Genomic DNA, 16582 nt, shown 5'->3' with positions numbered 1-16582 from the left:
AGCACCGTTGCTTAAATCGATGAGCGTGTGTATTCACACCAAATAGAACTATATCATAATTAAAAAGCACATTCAACTACTTTTGGTGAAATTTAAGCAAAAGCTCCATTTCTGTTTTGCCACGTTTGAGCGTCTTCGCAATCTCATCAATTGTTTTTCCTTGTTGTTGAAGTTTTAATGCTTCTGAGACAAGCGACTCGAGCGATTGCTCTTCCTTTGGCGCAGTTGACGATAACTCGATGCGGTCAACAACATGCTCAACTGGAGGAGACATTTGTTCTTTTCGCAATGAACGAGAATGTTGGCGAATAGTCGATGATGTAATTTGTTTAACAAATCGTTCGTTTTCTTCTTTGAACTGCATTAAATATGTTGTCATCATCGTTTCCATTTCGCGAATAAGCTCCGCTTGCTCTCTTTCCGTCTCTTTAATTTTCATCCATTTTAAAGATAAAAGGATGATAAGAAAGAGAGAAATACCATGCAACACGAAGCTAACAAACCATAAAAACGTTGTCATATCATCCCTCTTATCCGGTAAAATCAATATGCGTTCCTTTGTAAGGGTGTTTGTTTTTTTCTTTCTTCTCAGATTGCTTTTTCCATTTGGAACGTTCGCTTTGTTCGGCTTTCGTCACTTGCTGCCGAATACGCTCGTCTTGTTTTTTCATTTCTGTTGCAAGCTGTTGTTGAGCAAGCTGTCCGTACTGTTGCATATGTTCTTGCCACTTCCCGAGCTCATGCGTTTTCGGCAACGCTACTTGTAACTCGACTAACTTTAAGCTCATCGTTTCACTTCCTTCATAAAAGTTGTTTGATGAAGGACTGTCATATCGCTTGCTCAATCAGTTTGCGCATTTTAAATAAAGCTTTGGCGTGAATTTGAGAAATCCGTGACGTCGACAGTCCCATAATATGCCCGATTTCTGTAAACGTCAGTTCTTCTTTGTAAAACAAACTAATGACTAACTGTTCTTTTTCATTCAATTGTTGTACGACGTTTGCTAGTTGAGCAATTTGTTCTTCTCGCAATATGTGCTCCTCAGGCGATGGCGATCGGTCATCACGTATCGTAAACGATGATTGATCATCGTCATCGTCAAATGGTCGCTCATCAAGCGATAAAACATTCGCGAAAAACTGCTCATTCATGACTGCGTATACTTCATCTTCTGATATATTTAACGCGTGAGCTACTTCTTTGGCACTAACGTCACGCATATGCAGTTGTTGCAACTGCTCAATTGTCGCTTCAATTTTCTTCGCTTTTTCTCGTACGCTTCGGGGAAGCCAATCTTCTTTGCGCAAACCATCTAAAATAGCGCCACGAATACGAAATGAAGCATACGTGTCAAACTTTAAATCACGCGAAGGATCGAATTTTTCTAGCGCATCGTATAAACCGAGTAACGCTAAACTTTTTAAATCTTCTTTTTTTACGCTCTTCGGAAGGGATGAAGCTATACGTTGTACGTGATAATCGACAAGTGGCATATACTTTTCAATCAGTTGATTGCCCGCCTCACGATCACGAGCATCAATCCACTTTTGCCAGCACAATATATCATCCCCCCTAAGCTACGTTTTGGCATTTATTTCTCTTCGTGACTCAATAATTGACGAATATACTCAGCTACTTTTTGTTGTTCTTCTTCACTTAAGTCTTCAATCATCTGCTCAACTTCGGTGTCATTCCGTTGTGCAAACGAAACGTTCGATGTTGATTCATCTCTTTGGATAAATCCGATCATCCAGCGAACAATAAATGCGAAAACAAAGAAAACAACAAATGCAATGAAAGCCCGTATTGTAGATGTCCATATGCTATTTTGCAATAGTGAAGAAAAAAAGGCGATCATACAGCCGAATAAAGCAAAGCCAATGTTAAATTTCCATGTACCAGCCATTACATTTCCCGTACCCCTTGATTTACTGTTCGAATGAGCAATATACCTGTTTTCGGATGAAATTCAATCGTCCGTCCGCTACTTCCTCCGACATCTTCAGCAACAATCGGAATGCGAAAGCGTTGAAGCTGCTGGCGAACAGCCTCAACATTGCGCGGTCCGATACGCATCATATCCGTCGTCCCTGTGCGAAACTGAAACATTTGTGCACCACCAGCCATTTTTGCTTTCAAATGACCGTTTCGTCCTCCTGCCTCAATGACGCGCCGGATCAGCTCTTCAATCGCGGTGTCGGCATACTTCGCCACATTCATGTTTTCGGATTTTGCTAACGATGAATCAGGTAACATCACGTGCGCCATCCCGGCCACTTCTTTTGTTAAATCATATACGACCACACCAACGCACGAGCCAAGCCCACATGTGCGAATGACATGCGGTGCCTTGACAATATTCATGTCAGCAATCCCGACTTTCACCACTTGAACAATTTCACTCATCATGTTCCACACCTAAAGCTCGAAAGATGATATGAAATGATTCAGGGTCAGGAAGTAAGAAAAAGTGGCCATTGACGCGATCATCCGGCTGATGTTCCTCGTGAATTGCTGTATCAACGACGATGACATGATCACCGACGCGCGACATTTCAATTAATCCATAGCTTAAAATTGCACCGATCATATCAATGCTGAGCGCCGGAACAGATGGATGTAAATTTAAATTGGTAAAATCCGATAAAGATGATAAATACGAACCGGCTAAAATGTTGCCAAGCTCTTGCAATGCAGATAACGGTAGCTCTGAACAATCTTGTTCTAATTTAAACTGTTCGTCGCCAGTCATTTGTTGAATAAATCGTTCCGCCTGCTCAATCGATAGTACAAAAAACATATTGCCAGGTGCATCTCCTTCAATACGCAAAAAAACAGCAGCAACGACATTGTCAGCTCCTCCGACAATGTCCATCATTTCGTCAAAAGAAATGATGCGCACATCAGGAATCGTCATTTCAATTCTTTTATTTAACAGTTTTGATAACGCCGTTGCTGCATGGCCCGCACCGATATTACCAATCTCTTTTAGTATGTCCATATGGACGGCATCCATCCGTTCAAAATATGACATGGACGATTTATCCTTTCTCTGTTTTTAATACTTTTTCTAAGTTTAATAAAATAAATAGACGCTTTCCAATTTTTACGACACCATTAATATAATCCGCTGTTGTTGCATCAACTACTTCTGGCGGCGGTTCAATGGCGTCCGTTGAAATATCAACGACATCGTTTGCCGCATCAACAATTAAACCAACTTCCATATCATCAAGCGCAACGATAATGACGCGCGTATGGTCGGAAAATGTCGCTTCTTCTAACCCAAACCGCATGCGTAAATCAATAATCGGTGTAACGACTCCACGCAAATTAATGACGCCCTTAACATATTTCGGAACGCGAGGAACGCGTGTAATATGTTGAATTTTTTCAATCGAGCGCACTTGTTGGACTGGAATTGCGTATTCTTCGTCTTTTAGTTGAAAAATAATCACTTTCAGTTCAGCCACATTAAATTCCCCCTCTCGCTTGCTCCTACTTAATTAACGCATTGCAATCAATAATGAGTGCAACTTGTCCGTCGCCTAAAATGGTTGCCCCAGAAATAGCAAATACGGACGTTAAGTAGTTGCCAAGCGATTTTAACACCACTTCTTGTTGACCGATAAATGAATCGACGACAAGTCCAGCCATTTTCTCACCTTTACGCACAATGACGACCGATAAGAAATCGTCTTCTTCCTTGATGACCGGCACTTCAAAAATATCTCTTAAGAATAAAAGCGGCACAACTTTCCCACGAAAATCAATAACTTTTTGATTATGGGCATGTAAAATATCTTCTTTTTTCACAATGGCTGTCTCGATAATCGATGACAACGGAATCGCATATTTTTCATTTTGAATTTCAACTAACATAACTGAGATAATGGATAGTGTAAGCGGTAGCTGAATCGAGAAGACCGAACCAACCCCTTCTTCCGAGTCAATGGATACTGATCCACCAAGCGACTCAATCGTACTTTTTACAACATCTAATCCGACACCGCGTCCTGAAATGTCAGATACTTTATCCGCTGTTGAAAAACCTGAAGCAAAAATAAGTTCATATACTTGTTTGTCTGTTAAATTGGCTGCGTTTTGTTCCGAGATAATGCCTTTACTAATGGCTTTTTTCAGCACTTTTTCACGGCTAATGCCCGCACCGTCGTCTTCGATTTCAATGAATACATGATTGCCGCTATGATATGCTTTAAGCTTGACTGTTCCTTCTTCCGGTTTTCCTTTCGCCCGACGCACATCTGGTGTTTCAATGCCATGATCGATAGCGTTGCGCAACAAGTGAACGAGCGGATCACCAATTTCATCAATCACTGTGCGATCGAGCTCCGTTTCTGCTCCGATAATTTCAAGATTAATTTTCTTCCCTAAATCGCGAGCTAATTGACGAACCATTCGCGGAAAGCGGTTAAATACCGTTTCAACAGGTACCATGCGCATATTTAAAATAATGTTTTGCAAGTCTCCTGAAATGCGCGACATCCGTTCAACTGTTTCGTGTAATTCAGGGTTGTTTAACTCACGCGAAATTTGTTCTAGTCGGCCGCGATCAATGACAAGTTCTTCAAATAAGTTCATTAATACATCAAGGCGCTCAATATTGACGCGAATCGTTTTGTTGCTTACTTGCTTTCCAGTCGCTTTTTCTTCTTGTCCTTCTTGTTTTTTCTCCGCGACTTGTTCCACTGTTTTCGGCTCTTCTTTTTGTTCCACCGGTTTTTCGTGCGCCTTTTCCTGCGCAAAATCAACCGGTTGGACGTTTACTTCTTCTACTTCAGATACTTTCATAATGCGCTTTTGTAACTCATCTTGTGATACTTTTGTCACTACCGTCACAACAAATTGATCGTCAAACTGTTCGGCCTCAAGCATTTCAACGGTCGGAACAGACTTGATCACTTCACCGATTTGTTCAATCACTTCAAAAATCATAAATACGCGGGCAGCTTTTAATAAACAGTCAGAGCGCAGTTTAATCGCAACTTCATAACTGTGGAACCCTTGTTCAGCCGACTGTTTTAAAATCGTGTATTCAAACTCATCGTATGTTTGTTCATATGTCGGAGTGCTTTTTTGTGCTACAACGACTTCTCCTTTTTCAATTTGCTTTAACTGCGCAACAACGTCTGTAACGTCACGTTTTCCATCTCCACCTTCTGCAATGGAAACGACCATCGCTTCTAAATCGTCAACAGCACGAAAAATGACGTCAAGCAGTTCAGGCGTAACCGCTATTTTCCCATTACGAATCGCATCAAGTACATTTTCCATTTGATGTGTTAAATTGGCTAAGTCCTCAAATCCCATCGTTGCTGACATTCCTTTTAACGTATGGGCGGAGCGAAAAATTTCATTAACGATCGACACATCGTCTGGATTTTTTTCAAGTTCTAGCAGTTGCTCGTTAATTGTTTGTAAATGCTCTTTACTTTCATCAATAAACACTTCGAGGTATTGACTCATGTCCATTGTTCCTATCCCCCTCAAACTTGTACGTGTTTCATTACCGCTTCAGCAATATCGTCCACGTGAACGATCTCATCAACAACGTTTGCAGCAATGGCTGACTTAGGCATGCCGAATACAACGGAAGATTCGGCAGATTCTGCAATGACAAACGTCTTACCCGAAGACTTTAATTGTTTTAATCCTGCTGTACCGTCTGAACCCATGCCTGTCATAATAACAGCGATTTTCTCGTAATCTGTTAAGGCGCTTAGCGATTCAAACATCACGTCAACAGAAGGTCGATGACCATTGCGCGGTGCTGCTTCATCCAAGTGGATGGCTAGCGACATCCCTACACGTTTCACATGTAAGTGTTTTCCTCCTGGTGCGATATACGCTGTCCCTTTTTGAATAATTTCACCATCCTCTGCCTCTTTGACGCGAATGTGACATAATGAATCAAGTCGGGTCGCTAACGACTTTGTAAACCCTTTTGGCATATGTTGAACAACTAAAATCGGTGCGTCAATCGTTGCTGGAAATTTTGTTAATACGTGTTGAAGCGCACGCGGTCCACCTGTTGATGTACCGATCGCGATGATTTTTTTCTTTCCACTTACATTTTGTCGTTCACTTACCTCTATTTTACTATATTGCTTTTGTGGCAACATAGACATTTTTTGTTTTGTTTTCACCGTTCGTAAATTCGCTTCGCTTGCCAAAAGCACTTTTTCGATCATTTTATCTTTAATTTTATATAAATCTAGCGAGATCGCTCCGGAAGGCTTCGCAATAAAGTCAACCGCCCCGTATTGCAACGCTAAAATCGTATTTTCCGCCCCTTCTGTCGTCGTGCTTGAGATCATAACGACAGGAAGAGGTCGTTTTTGCATTATATGCTTTAACGTTTCAAGCCCGTTCATGACAGGCATCTCAACATCTAGCGTCACGACATCCGGATTGAATTGCTCAATTTTTTGTAACGCTTCTTGTCCGTCACGTGCTGTACCGACAACGTGCAACCGCGGATGTTCGGACAAAAAATCACTAATTAATTTTCGCATAAAAGCAGAGTCATCAACGACGAGCACTTTTGCTTTCTTCACAGCGATGATAACCTACCTTTCCAAAAAGTATTGACGTAGCTTAGCAAAAAAGTGAAACGGACGTTTCGTTTGCTCCTCGTGTTCTTCTTTTACTAAGTAGCGATCCGTCATTTGCATAAGCGCCTTACTCGCCTTTGCACTAGGGTCAAATAAAAGAAAAGGCGTTTGCCGAATAACTGCGGTGCTTACTGTTCGGTCTTCGGGTATATATCCTAATGCATGTAATTGTTTTCCTAAAAACCGCTTCGCCACTTGTTTTAAACGTTGCAACGTTTCTGTTCCTTCTTTATCCGAACGTGCGCGATTGACTAACACATAAATCGGAAGTTGCGGATCTGCTAAATGAATGTACTTCATTGTTGCATATGCATCTGTTAAAGCTGTCGGTTCAGGTGTCGTTACGATGAAAATATCATCCACAGCCTTGAGCAGCTGAAGACGGTCTTCAGACATACCAGCTCCCATATCGAAAATGAGATAGTCGTATTGCTCGGAAACAAGTTGCAATTGTTCAATAAAATATTCGACTTTTTGCTCATCCATATGAAAAATTTCTGTTAATCCCGTTCCCCCCGCAATAAACGACAACTGCTCTGGTCCTGTTTTTATAATATCATGAATGGTGACGTCTGGACGAAAAATATCGATGATCGTACGAGAAGATGTATGTCCAAGCAAAATATCAATATTCCCCATACCAATATCCATATCAAACAACAATACATGTTTCCCTCGTTGGCGCAATGCTAAGGAAAAGTTTAACGAAACGTTCGATTTTCCAACGCCACCTTTGCCACTCAATACAGCAATCGCTTTCGTTTCTGCTTCATGTTGCATTTTTTTCACACGTAAACGTAAGCTTTCCGCTTGATCTCTCATCATCGTTGCTCGACCCCAGTAACCATATTTGCCACAAGCTGTGGAGTAGCTTCAACAATATCATCAGGTACGTTTTGCCCGTGCGTCATATACGCTGCACCGATGCCGCACTGGATCATCATATTTAACATCGCTCCGTGTCGACTCGTTTCATCGACTTTCGTAAAAATAAATTTATGAATCGGAATAATGGAAAACTGTGTGTAAATGTCTTTCATATCTCGCCATTTTGCTGTAAGCGACAATACAAGAAACGTTTCCATTTCTTCATTAAAATCAATCATTTCTTTTAAATCGTTCACATATTGGGCATTGCGAAAATTTCGTCCAGCTGTATCAATAAATATAATATCGTATGACGCGAGCTTTTCTTTCGCTTGACGAAAATCGTCGAGATTGTAACATACTTCAAGTGGAACATTCAAAATTTTAGCATATGTTTTTAACTGATCAATTGCCGCAATACGATACGTATCTGTCGTAATAAACGCTGCTTTTTTTCGATGTTTAATGACGCAATCGGCAGCCATTTTCGCAAGTGTTGTCGTTTTACCAACACCCGTCGGTCCGACAACGTTCACGAATTTTTTTTGAAACGACATGCCGCCAAACGAAAGAGAAGATAATGCGTGAACGATTTCTTCATGAAGCCATTGCTTCACTTCTTCATACGACGCATTTGCTCCAGACGTGTACCAACGTTGCAACAAGGTAGACATAAACATAGCTCGCACATCATCGCTTATTTCTTGATCGATTAAATGCCCATCGATCATCTTTAACGGGGTCGGATAAAGTTCTCCTCCATGTGACAACTGATGAATCGTTGCCTTTAATTCATGAATTTCTTTTAATAGCTGTTCATCACGCATCGGTTCTGTGCGCTCTTTTCGTTTTTCTTTTATTTTTTGAACAGGCGGAGTGGCTGGTTTCGGATCAACAGCAGCAATCACTTCGATATTTTTCCGGGCAAACAACCCAAGAAAACCTTTTTTGTGTACAACTTTCGAGTTTAAAATGACGGCATCATTGCCGAGTTCAGCTCGAATCATTTTCATCGCTTCTGGCATTGATGAAGCTACAAACTTTTTCACCTTCATTCCACATTCACCACCCCAACACTTTGAACTTCCACATTGGCTTCAAGTTCATTATACGACAATACCGGAACGTGACGGAAATATCGCTCCGTTAATTGTCTCACATACATGCGCACAGCCGGTGAGCAAAGCAAAATAGGCGATTGATCTTGAAAAGGAAATTGCTCAATTTGCATCGCAATCGCTTCAATAATTGCTTGTGAAACAACGGGATCGAGCGCTAAATAATTACCGTGCTCCGTTTGTTGCACACCTTCTGCAATCATTTTTTCGACTTTCCCTGATAACGTAATGACACGTAACGGTTGACCTTCAACCACATATTGACTTGTAATTTGACGGGCGAGTGCTTGACGAACGTATTCTGTTAAAAGATCTGGATCTGTCGTCATCCGAGCAAAATCCGCAAGCGTCTCAAAAATGACCGGCAAATTGCGAATCGATACTTTTTCACGTAATAAATTCGCCAGCACTTTTTGAATGTCGCCTACCGATAACGGATTTGGTGTCACTTCTTCAACTAAAATAGGATACGATTCTTTCACATGATCAATGAGCTGCTTCGTTTCTTGACGGCCGAGCAACTCATGCGCATGCGCTTTTAACAGCTCGGTTATATGTGTTGATACGACAGACGGAGGATCAACAACTGTATATCCAAACATTTCAGCTCGTTCTTTCATTTCTTCAGAGATCCATTTTGCCGGTAAGCCGAACGCTGGCTCAACTGTATCGATTCCTTCAATCGAATCATCTTCAATGCCTGGGCTCATCGCCAAATAATGATCAAGCAACAATTCCCCTCGTGCCACTTCATTTCCTTTAATTTTTAGTCGATATTCATTCGGTTGCAGTTGAATGTTATCGCGAATACGAACAACGGGAATCACGATACCAAGCTCTAAAGCGAGCTGACGGCGGATCATCACGATACGATCTAGCAAATCCCCACCTTGATTAGCATCAGCGAGCGGAATTAAGCCGTATCCAAACTCGAACTCAATCGGATCAACGCTTAATAAACTAACAACACTTTCTGGGCTTTTCATTTGATCCATTTCTATTTCTTCTTCTGTTTCTTCCGGTGTTGTTTCAGACACATGCGCTTGTTTTGTTAATTGATACGCTCCAAAAGCAAGCAAAGCCGCGATCGGCATCGTTAACAAATCATAAATGGGCGTCAACAATCCGAGTAAAAAAATCGTTCCTGCTGTGACATATAGCATTTTCGGATAAGCAAACAGCTGCCGCATAATGTCGGCACCTAAGTTATCATCGGAAGCGGCACGCGTGACGACAATCCCTGTCGCAGTTGAAATTAATAGCGCTGGAATTTGGCTAACGATTCCATCTCCAACAGTTAATAATGTGTATCTTCTTGCCGCTTCCCCAATATCCATGCCTTGCTGTACCATCCCGATGACAATTCCGAATAGCATATTAATTAGAACAATAATAATTCCTGCGATGGCATCACCTTTAACGAATTTGCTTGCTCCGTCCATCGCACCATAAAAATCAGCTTCTTGCGCAACTTTTTCGCGTCGTTCTCTCGCTTGTTGTTCAGAGATGATGCCCGCATTTAAATCTGCATCAATACTCATTTGTTTTCCGGGCATCGCATCGAGCGTAAAGCGCGCCGCAACTTCAGATACGCGCTCTGCCCCTTTTGTGATGACAACGAATTGAATAATAATTAAAATTAAAAACACAACGAAACCAACAACAACATTTCCACCAATAACGAACGTTCCAAACGTTTCAACAACTCCTCCTGCTTCTCCTTTACTTAAAATCGAACGAGTCGTTGAAACGTTTAAACCGAGGCGAAATAATGTAAGCAAAAGGAGAAGCGAAGGGAAGATCGAAAATTGGAGCGGTTCGCGCATATTCATTGATGTTAAGAGAACGAGCAACGCAAGAGAAATATTCATAATGATGAGGACGCTAAGCAACCATGATGGTAGAGGAATGATGAGCATCGCTACAATTAATACAACCATAAGTAATACAGATAAGTCCCTTGCCGACATAAACGTTCTCTCCTGTCTACATACATGAAATTAAAGTTTATTTTTCGTTTTATAGACGTACGCTAAAATTTCCGCCACCGCTTTAAAAAACGCTTCTGGAATGACCATCCCGACATCTGTTTGATCGTATAATGCGCGAGCGAGCGGACGATTTTCAACGATCATGACATCGTTTTTTTTAGCAATATCTTTTATTTTTTGTGCCATGTAGTCTGCCCCTTTAGCGACAACGATTGGGGCATCTGCTTGTTGTTCGTCATACTTTAATGCAACTGCAAAATGTGTCGGGTTTGTAATGACGACATCTGCTTTCGGTACTTCTTGCATCATGCGGCGCATTGCCATTTCCCGTTGCTTTTGCTTAATGCGCGATTTAATTAACGGGTCACCTTCTGTCTTTTTGTATTCATCTTTAATGTCTTGCTTTGACATACGAATATTTTTTTCAAAATCGTACCGTTGATACAAATAATCGAACATTGAAAGAAACAGTAAAGCGACAGAAGCAGCAATCCCCATTTGAATCGTTAAACGTCCAAGCGTGGCCGCAATCGCTCCAATTGATTTATGGGATAGCAATAAAATATCGTCGATGTGTAGCCATAAAACAGAAAAAGTTACAACACCAACAAACAATACCTTTAAAATGGACTTTAACAATTCCACAAGCGCACGAAGTGAAAATATGCGCTTAAACCCTTGGATTGGATCGAGTTTACTTAATTTCATTTGCAGCGGTTCGGTCGTGAATAAAAAACCAACTTGCACAAAATTAGCAAATAGCGCCGCAGCGATGGCGGCTAAAAAAATTGGTCCAACGAGCATAGCAAGTTGTCGCAAAAGATCAATGAAAATAAGCTGCACAGAATCGACCGTGACGTCCATAAAAAAGTAATGTTGAAACGACTGGCGAAATAGCCGCACAACCGCATCTCCCCATACGCCCGAAGAAAACGAGAGAACGAGGAAAACAACGAGCATTAAAAAGGCAGCGGTCGCATCCGCACTTTTTGCTACTTGTCCTTTTTTGCGCACTTCTTGCCGTTTTCTCGGCGTTGCTTTTTCTGTTTTTTCTCCGGCGAAAAACTGCAAATCAACGGACAGCCAACTCACGTTACGCGCCTCCTAATAGTTTCATCATGTTGCGCATCGACATAAAAGTGAGTTCAAACAGTTGTTTGGTGACGACAAACATGCTTGAAAATACAATGACAAACAAAACAAAGCTAACGATAATTTTTACAGGTAGCCCAATAACAAAAATGTTCATTTGTGGAACGGTGCGCGCTACAATGCCAAGCGCTACATCAACTAAAAATAAACAACCGACAATCGGAATGGCCATTTGCAATGCAATAACAAACATCGCTTGAAATAAACGAACGACTTGTTCTGCAATTTGTCCATTTCCGAAAGAAATGAGATGTTCGACCGGAATGAACTGATAGCTATAAAAAATACCGTCTAACAACAAATGATGTCCATTGACGGCAAGCAAAAAAAACAAAGCAAGCGTGTATAAATATTGTCCCATTAATGGGCTTTGGGCGCCTGTTTGCGGATCGATAACGTTTGCAATCGCAAATCCCATTTGGAAATCAATGAATCCGCCTGCAATTTGAATCGCTGACATAATCATAAAAGCCACAAGCCCAATAAGTAGCCCGACGAGCACTTCTTTCATTAGCAGCATCATATACGTTCCGTCAATATTTAATGGCTTTGGATCGAGTGAAAAAAACATGAGCCAACTGATAAAAAAAGCAAAACCGATTTTATGAACGCTTGGTATGTTTCGATACGAGAAAAGCGGCATCGTCACAAAGAACGAAGCGACGCGCGCAAAAATGAGCAAAAATGTCGGTACATACGTGTATAGCTCCATACGCTTCATCCTACAAATTTACTTAAGTTATTAAAAATGTTGTATGCATATGAAATCATGCGCGAAAGCATCCACGGTCCGAAGAAGACGAGACCGAGTAACACCGCAACAATTTTCGGTACAAATGCTAACGTTTGTTCTTGAATTTGCGTCGTCGCTTGCAAAATACTAACAAACAATCCGATTGCAAGAGCAAGCAACATAAGCGGACCGCATATGACAAGCACCATATATACACCGCGTTCCGCTACTTGAATGACAAAATCGGGACTCATTTTTCCCACCTACTTTTAAAAGCTTTCTAATAATGATTTCACGACTAAATACCAACCGTCCACCAAGACAAACAATAAAATTTTAAACGGCAACGAAATCATGACCGGCGGTAACATCATCATTCCCATCGACATTAATACACTGGCGACAATCATATCAATGACTAAAAACGGGATGAATAACATAAAGCCGATTTGAAACGCTGTTTTTAATTCGCTAATCGCAAAAGCGGGAACGAGCGCTGACATCGGAATGTCTTGTACCGTTTTCGGTTGTTCAGCCCCTGCGTAGCTTAAAAATAAAGCTAAGTCTTTTTGACGCGTATGTTTGCTCATAAATTCTTTTAGCGGTGCTTCGGCTCGTTCATAAGCTTGCTCTAAATTAATTTTTTCATCAAACAATGGCTGCAAGGCGTCACGATTTATTTGTTGAAACGTCGGCGCCATAATAAAAAATGTTAAAAATAGCGACAGTCCGATAATGACTTGGTTTGGCGGCATTTGTTGCGTGCCGAGCGCTGTTCTAACAAACGATAAAACAATGACGATGCGCGTAAACGATGTCACCATAATTAAAATGCCTGGCGCAATGGACAAGACCGTCAAGAGCAATAACAGTTTGACGGATGTGGCTACGTTTTCAGGAGCACTATTATTAAAAAACTGCATGACTTCATTCATGTGAATCCCTTTCTTTTTCGAGCGCTCTCATTGCCTGTTGTCGCTTTTCAGCCAACTGTTGTAATTCTCGATCAAACAATTGGCGAAAGCGAGGTTCGTTTGTTTTTCGTTGCAAAAGCGATTGGAGCGATTTCCATACGTTCGTATCAAGCAATGAATCAAGACGCGCTTCATGTTGCTTAAGCAACTCCTCAATTTCTTGTTCATCTGTAATTTCTTTTAATAAGTGAATCGATTCACCTACACCGACAACAAATACGCGGCGACCGACTTTCACGATTTGAATCGTTCGATTCGTCCCTAAACTTGTCCCACCTAAATGTTGGATAAGCCCTTTTCGCTCATAAAATCGGTTTTGTTTATTTAACCATTTTAAAAGCGCATATAACAAAAATACAACAAAAGCCGTCGCAAAAATGAGTTTGACAAAGTCCCAAACTGTAATGGGAGACGGTTGGGCAACGATTTCCGATTCCGTTGCCTTGTCTGTTTGTTGTTCTTTACACTTTTCTGGATGCTCTACACATTCTTTTACGCTATTCGTTTGTTCTGCAAAAGCAGGCGAGACTGCTTGCAGAACAACGAACGCGCACAACATGATGATGCGAATATAGCGCAATGAATTCCACCTCTAACCGAGCGTTTTGTTAATCGCTTCAATGACGCGATCTGCTTGGAACGGCTTGACAATAAAATCTTTTGCTCCTGCTTGAATGGCATCAATAACCATCGCTTGTTGCCCCATTGCTGAACACATAATGACTTTGGCGTTGCTGTCAATTTTTTTAATTTCTTTCAGCGCCGTAATGCCATCCATTTCTGGCATCGTAATGTCCATTGTGACTAAGTCTGGGCGAAACTCTTTATATTTTTCGACCGCTTGCGCTCCATCTGCTGCTTCTGCGACAACTTCGTGCCCATTTTTCGTTAAAATATCTTTAATCATCATTCGCATAAATGCTGCATCATCAACAATTAAAATTCTCGCCATTCTCCAAAAACCTCCCAAGTTATCGTAATTTGTTTAACCGATCGCTTTGGCTAATAATACTTGTCACACGCACCCCGAAATTTTCATCAATGACAACGACTTCACCTTTCGCGATCAATTTATTGTTCACTAAAATGTCAACCGGTTCACCAGCCAGCTTATCGAGTTCAATGATGGAACCTGACGATAAACTTAAAATGTCTTGTACAGAGCGCTTCGTTCGTCCGAGCTCCACCGTCACTTGCAGCGGGATATCAAGCAACATGTCGAGATTGCGCGATTCCGCTTCTGGCAATGGCGCTGGTTCAAAACTTGCAAAAGCAACAGGCTGGACGTTGACAGGCTGCTGTACTGCTCCCGTTCCAACATGTTGAGGAGCTTCTTTTTGCGTTTGTTGAGCCGGTGAAGGCGCTGGTTGCGCTTGTGCGGACGGCGCGGTTTGACGTGGCTCGTTCGTATTTATTGTAGCTGATGTTTGTGTCTTTGTACTAGACGGATTTAATAAATTTTCGACTAATTCTTTCGCAAAATGAGTCGGCAACAATTGCATAATGTTAGAATCAATTAAGTTCCCTACTTTTAAACGGAACGATACTTTTACAAGCACGTCGTCCGGCGGTAAATATTCAAATCCTTCGCCTTCCGATAAATCAAGCAAGTGTAAGCTTGGTGGTGAAATATCAACTTTTTTACTAAAAATTGTGGACATCGATGTCGCAGCCGAACCCATCATTTGGTTCATCGCTTCTTGTACAGCACTTAGTTGAATTTCGTCCATAAAGGCAGGCGGGTTTGTACCATCTCCCCCCATCATTAAATCTGCGATAATCGCGGCATCAGATTGTTTAATGACAAGTAAATTCGTTCCTAGAAATCCTTCCGTATAGCTAACTTGAATCGCAACGTACGGATGCGGAAACTCTTCTGCCACGCGCGCACGTTCAATGAGTGAAACGTTCGGCGTCGTAATTTCAACCTTTTGATTTAATAACATCGATAACGCTGTCGCTGAACTACCAAATGAAATATTTCCAATTTCACCAAGCGCATCTTGTTCAATTGGTGTCAATACTTCATCGATCGACATTGTACTAGACGGCATCGGGTCTTCGTCAATTCCTCGCAACAACGCATCAATCTCATCTTGAGATAACATATCGTCACTCATCATCGCCGTCTTCCCCCTTTATTACATCTAAAATTTGTACTGCTAATCGTTTATTCATTTTTCCCGGCTGCCCGATAAATTTCGGCACATCCCCCACCTTAATGATGAGCGGATCTCGCACCGTTTGATCAAGTTGAATGACATCACCAACGGAAAGTTGCAAAAACTCTTGTACGGAGATGCTCGATGTACCAAGTTCTGCGATCATCGGCACTTTCGTTTGCTTTAATCGTTTTTGTAGCGTCGCAACTTCCTCTGGTTCACGCTCTTTTTTTTGCGTTTGCATCCAATAATGAACAGATAATTTCGGGATAATCGGCTCTAATACAACGTGTGGGATACAAATGTTAATCATTCCACTCGTATCACCAATTTGTGTATTTAACGAAATAACAACAACCGTTTCATTCGGTGACACCATTTGTAAAAATTGTGGATTGACTTCAAAATCTGTGAGCATCGGATCGATATCTGCCACGGACTCCCACGCTTCACGCAAGTTGCTAAACGCTTTTTCAAACAAACTGGACATAATTTTTGTTTCAATTTCAGTTAAATTTTCGATTTTATTTAAACTTACTCCTCTACCGCCTAATACGCGATCAAGCATCGCATAAGCGATATTTGGGTTGACTTCTAACAGCACGCGTCCATCAAGAGGAGGGACTTCGAATACCGTTAAAATTGTCATTTTCGGAATGGAGCGAATAAATTCCTCGTACGGCAATTGGTCAGCCGATGCGACTGAAATTTGCACGTATGTTCGCAACTGCGCTGAAAAAAATGTCGTTAACAATCGAGCAAAGTTTTCATGTATGCGCGTTAAACTGCGAATTTGGTCTTTTGAAAACCGCAATGCTCGTTTAAAGTCATACACTTTTACTTTTTTCTCTGCTTCTTCCTTTTTCAGCTCATCCGCGCTCATCTCTCCAGCAGATAGCGCCGCAAGCAAAGCATCTATTTCACTTTGTGATAAAACTTCTCCTGACAC

20 protein-coding genes are annotated in these 16582 nt (G+C 41.4%); all 20 read right to left on the bottom strand.

Going from position 1 to position 16582, the window contains the following annotated elements; translation table 11 throughout:
* Positions 1-76 precede the first annotated feature (76 nt).
* From HNQ84_RS09620 to fliM, 20 genes are read right to left on the bottom strand one after another with little or no spacing between them, the layout of a single operon-like run.
* The gene (locus HNQ84_RS09620) at positions 77-520 is read right to left on the bottom strand and encodes a DUF6115 domain-containing protein (RefSeq protein WP_183247009.1); all 444 of its coding nucleotides are present in this window, start codon (positions 518-520) and stop codon (positions 77-79) included.
* Between the two features lie 10 nt (positions 521-530).
* Positions 531-788 carry a hypothetical protein gene (locus HNQ84_RS09615; protein WP_183247011.1) on the bottom strand — a complete coding sequence of 86 codons (258 nt, stop codon included), beginning with the start codon at positions 786-788 and terminating at the stop codon, positions 531-533.
* A gap of 40 nt (positions 789-828) precedes the next feature.
* On the bottom strand, positions 829-1560 hold the full coding sequence (locus HNQ84_RS09610) for a FliA/WhiG family RNA polymerase sigma factor (protein WP_435621964.1): 732 nt from the start codon (positions 1558-1560) through the stop codon (positions 829-831).
* Positions 1561-1592: 32 nt separating this feature from the next.
* The gene (locus HNQ84_RS09605; RefSeq protein ID WP_435621963.1) at positions 1593-1907 is read right to left on the bottom strand and encodes a hypothetical protein; all 315 of its coding nucleotides are present in this window, start codon (positions 1905-1907) and stop codon (positions 1593-1595) included.
* Entirely contained in the window at positions 1907-2407 is a 501-nt protein-coding gene (locus HNQ84_RS09600; RefSeq protein WP_055441195.1) for a chemotaxis protein CheD, read from the bottom strand. Before HNQ84_RS09600 ends, HNQ84_RS09605 begins: the two co-directional genes overlap by 1 nt.
* Positions 2400-3035: a chemotaxis protein CheC gene (locus HNQ84_RS09595; RefSeq protein ID WP_183247016.1), complete on the bottom strand. Its 636-nt coding sequence runs from the start codon at positions 3033-3035 to the stop codon at positions 2400-2402. The genes HNQ84_RS09600 and HNQ84_RS09595 overlap by 8 nt, the downstream gene beginning before the upstream one ends.
* A gap of 7 nt (positions 3036-3042) precedes the next feature.
* On the bottom strand, positions 3043-3474 hold the full coding sequence (locus HNQ84_RS09590) for a chemotaxis protein CheW (RefSeq protein ID WP_055441126.1): 432 nt from the start codon (positions 3472-3474) through the stop codon (positions 3043-3045).
* A 25-nt stretch (positions 3475-3499) separates the two neighbouring features.
* Positions 3500-5494, bottom strand: a complete 1995-nt coding sequence (locus tag HNQ84_RS09585; protein ID WP_183247018.1) for a chemotaxis protein CheA — start codon at positions 5492-5494, stop codon at positions 3500-3502.
* 14 nt (positions 5495-5508) lie between these two features.
* Positions 5509-6579: a protein-glutamate methylesterase/protein-glutamine glutaminase gene (locus tag HNQ84_RS09580; RefSeq protein WP_055441128.1), complete on the bottom strand. Its 1071-nt coding sequence runs from the start codon at positions 6577-6579 to the stop codon at positions 5509-5511.
* A 12-nt stretch (positions 6580-6591) separates the two neighbouring features.
* Positions 6592-7461: a MinD/ParA family protein gene (locus tag HNQ84_RS09575; RefSeq protein WP_183247020.1), complete on the bottom strand. Its 870-nt coding sequence runs from the start codon at positions 7459-7461 to the stop codon at positions 6592-6594.
* Positions 7458-8558 (bottom strand): flagellar biosynthesis GTPase FlhF, encoded by a 1101-nt coding sequence (flhF, locus tag HNQ84_RS09570; protein ID WP_183247021.1) that lies wholly within the window; start codon positions 8556-8558, stop codon positions 7458-7460. Before flhF ends, HNQ84_RS09575 begins: the two co-directional genes overlap by 4 nt.
* On the bottom strand, positions 8555-10591 hold the full coding sequence (gene flhA, locus HNQ84_RS09565) for a flagellar biosynthesis protein FlhA (protein ID WP_032099706.1): 2037 nt from the start codon (positions 10589-10591) through the stop codon (positions 8555-8557). Before flhA ends, flhF begins: the two co-directional genes overlap by 4 nt.
* Before the next feature lie 30 nt (positions 10592-10621).
* Complete coding sequence (gene flhB, locus HNQ84_RS09560; RefSeq protein WP_183247023.1) at positions 10622-11704, bottom strand: flagellar biosynthesis protein FlhB; 1083 nt, start codon at positions 11702-11704, stop codon at positions 10622-10624.
* A 1-nt stretch (position 11705) separates the two neighbouring features.
* Positions 11706-12485, bottom strand: coding sequence for a flagellar biosynthetic protein FliR (gene fliR, locus HNQ84_RS09555; protein WP_183247025.1), 780 nt, complete (start codon positions 12483-12485; stop codon positions 11706-11708).
* Positions 12482-12751 carry a flagellar biosynthesis protein FliQ gene (gene fliQ / locus HNQ84_RS09550; protein ID WP_183247027.1) on the bottom strand — a complete coding sequence of 90 codons (270 nt, stop codon included), beginning with the start codon at positions 12749-12751 and terminating at the stop codon, positions 12482-12484. The genes fliR and fliQ overlap by 4 nt, the downstream gene beginning before the upstream one ends.
* A gap of 15 nt (positions 12752-12766) precedes the next feature.
* On the bottom strand, positions 12767-13432 hold the full coding sequence (fliP, locus tag HNQ84_RS09545; protein ID WP_006323082.1) for a flagellar type III secretion system pore protein FliP: 666 nt from the start codon (positions 13430-13432) through the stop codon (positions 12767-12769).
* Positions 13425-14051: a flagella biosynthesis regulatory protein FliZ gene (gene fliZ, locus HNQ84_RS09540; protein WP_435621962.1), complete on the bottom strand. Its 627-nt coding sequence runs from the start codon at positions 14049-14051 to the stop codon at positions 13425-13427. The genes fliP and fliZ overlap by 8 nt, the downstream gene beginning before the upstream one ends.
* A 12-nt stretch (positions 14052-14063) precedes the next feature.
* On the bottom strand, positions 14064-14423 hold the full coding sequence (cheY, locus tag HNQ84_RS09535; RefSeq protein WP_003394872.1) for a chemotaxis protein CheY: 360 nt from the start codon (positions 14421-14423) through the stop codon (positions 14064-14066).
* Positions 14424-14442: 19 nt separating this feature from the next.
* Positions 14443-15594: a flagellar motor switch phosphatase FliY gene (gene fliY, locus HNQ84_RS09530; protein WP_435621961.1), complete on the bottom strand. Its 1152-nt coding sequence runs from the start codon at positions 15592-15594 to the stop codon at positions 14443-14445.
* Entirely contained in the window at positions 15584-16582 is a 999-nt protein-coding gene (gene fliM, locus HNQ84_RS09525; protein ID WP_035047045.1) for a flagellar motor switch protein FliM, read from the bottom strand. The genes fliY and fliM overlap by 11 nt, the downstream gene beginning before the upstream one ends.

The sequence above is a fragment of the Anoxybacillus eryuanensis genome (assembly GCF_051200995.1).
GTDB classification, from domain to species: Bacteria; Bacillota; Bacilli; order Bacillales; family Anoxybacillaceae; genus Anoxybacillus; species Anoxybacillus tengchongensis.
Note: the sequence above shows the minus strand (reverse complement) of the source record. Positions and strands in the feature narration are given on the sequence as shown.

Excerpts from the sequence above, each read along its gene's own strand:
- HNQ84_RS09620 (WP_183247009.1), bottom strand. The coding sequence starts at position 520 with ATGACAACGTTTTTATGGTTTGTTAGCTTCGTGTTGCATGGTATTTCT.
- HNQ84_RS09615 (WP_183247011.1), bottom strand. The coding sequence starts at position 788 with ATGAGCTTAAAGTTAGTCGAGTTACAAGTAGCGTTGCCGAAAACGCAT.
- HNQ84_RS09605 (WP_435621963.1), bottom strand. The coding sequence starts at position 1,907 with ATGGCTGGTACATGGAAATTTAACATTGGCTTTGCTTTATTCGGCTGT.
- HNQ84_RS09600 (WP_055441195.1), bottom strand. The coding sequence starts at position 2,407 with ATGAGTGAAATTGTTCAAGTGGTGAAAGTCGGGATTGCTGACATGAAT.
- HNQ84_RS09595 (WP_183247016.1), bottom strand. The coding sequence starts at position 3,035 with ATGTCATATTTTGAACGGATGGATGCCGTCCATATGGACATACTAAAA.
- HNQ84_RS09585 (WP_183247018.1), bottom strand. The coding sequence starts at position 5,494 with ATGGACATGAGTCAATACCTCGAAGTGTTTATTGATGAAAGTAAAGAG.
- HNQ84_RS09575 (WP_183247020.1), bottom strand. The coding sequence starts at position 7,461 with ATGATGAGAGATCAAGCGGAAAGCTTACGTTTACGTGTGAAAAAAATG.
- flhF (WP_183247021.1), bottom strand. The coding sequence starts at position 8,558 with ATGAAGGTGAAAAAGTTTGTAGCTTCATCAATGCCAGAAGCGATGAAA.
- flhA (WP_032099706.1), bottom strand. The coding sequence starts at position 10,591 with ATGTCGGCAAGGGACTTATCTGTATTACTTATGGTTGTATTAATTGTA.
- fliR (WP_183247025.1), bottom strand. The coding sequence starts at position 12,485 with ATGAAGCGTATGGAGCTATACACGTATGTACCGACATTTTTGCTCATT.
- fliQ (WP_183247027.1), bottom strand. The coding sequence starts at position 12,751 with ATGAGTCCCGATTTTGTCATTCAAGTAGCGGAACGCGGTGTATATATG.
- fliP (WP_006323082.1), bottom strand. The coding sequence starts at position 13,432 with ATGAATGAAGTCATGCAGTTTTTTAATAATAGTGCTCCTGAAAACGTA.
- cheY (WP_003394872.1), bottom strand. The coding sequence starts at position 14,423 with ATGGCGAGAATTTTAATTGTTGATGATGCAGCATTTATGCGAATGATG.
- fliY (WP_435621961.1), bottom strand. The coding sequence starts at position 15,594 with ATGATGAGTGACGATATGTTATCTCAAGATGAGATTGATGCGTTGTTG.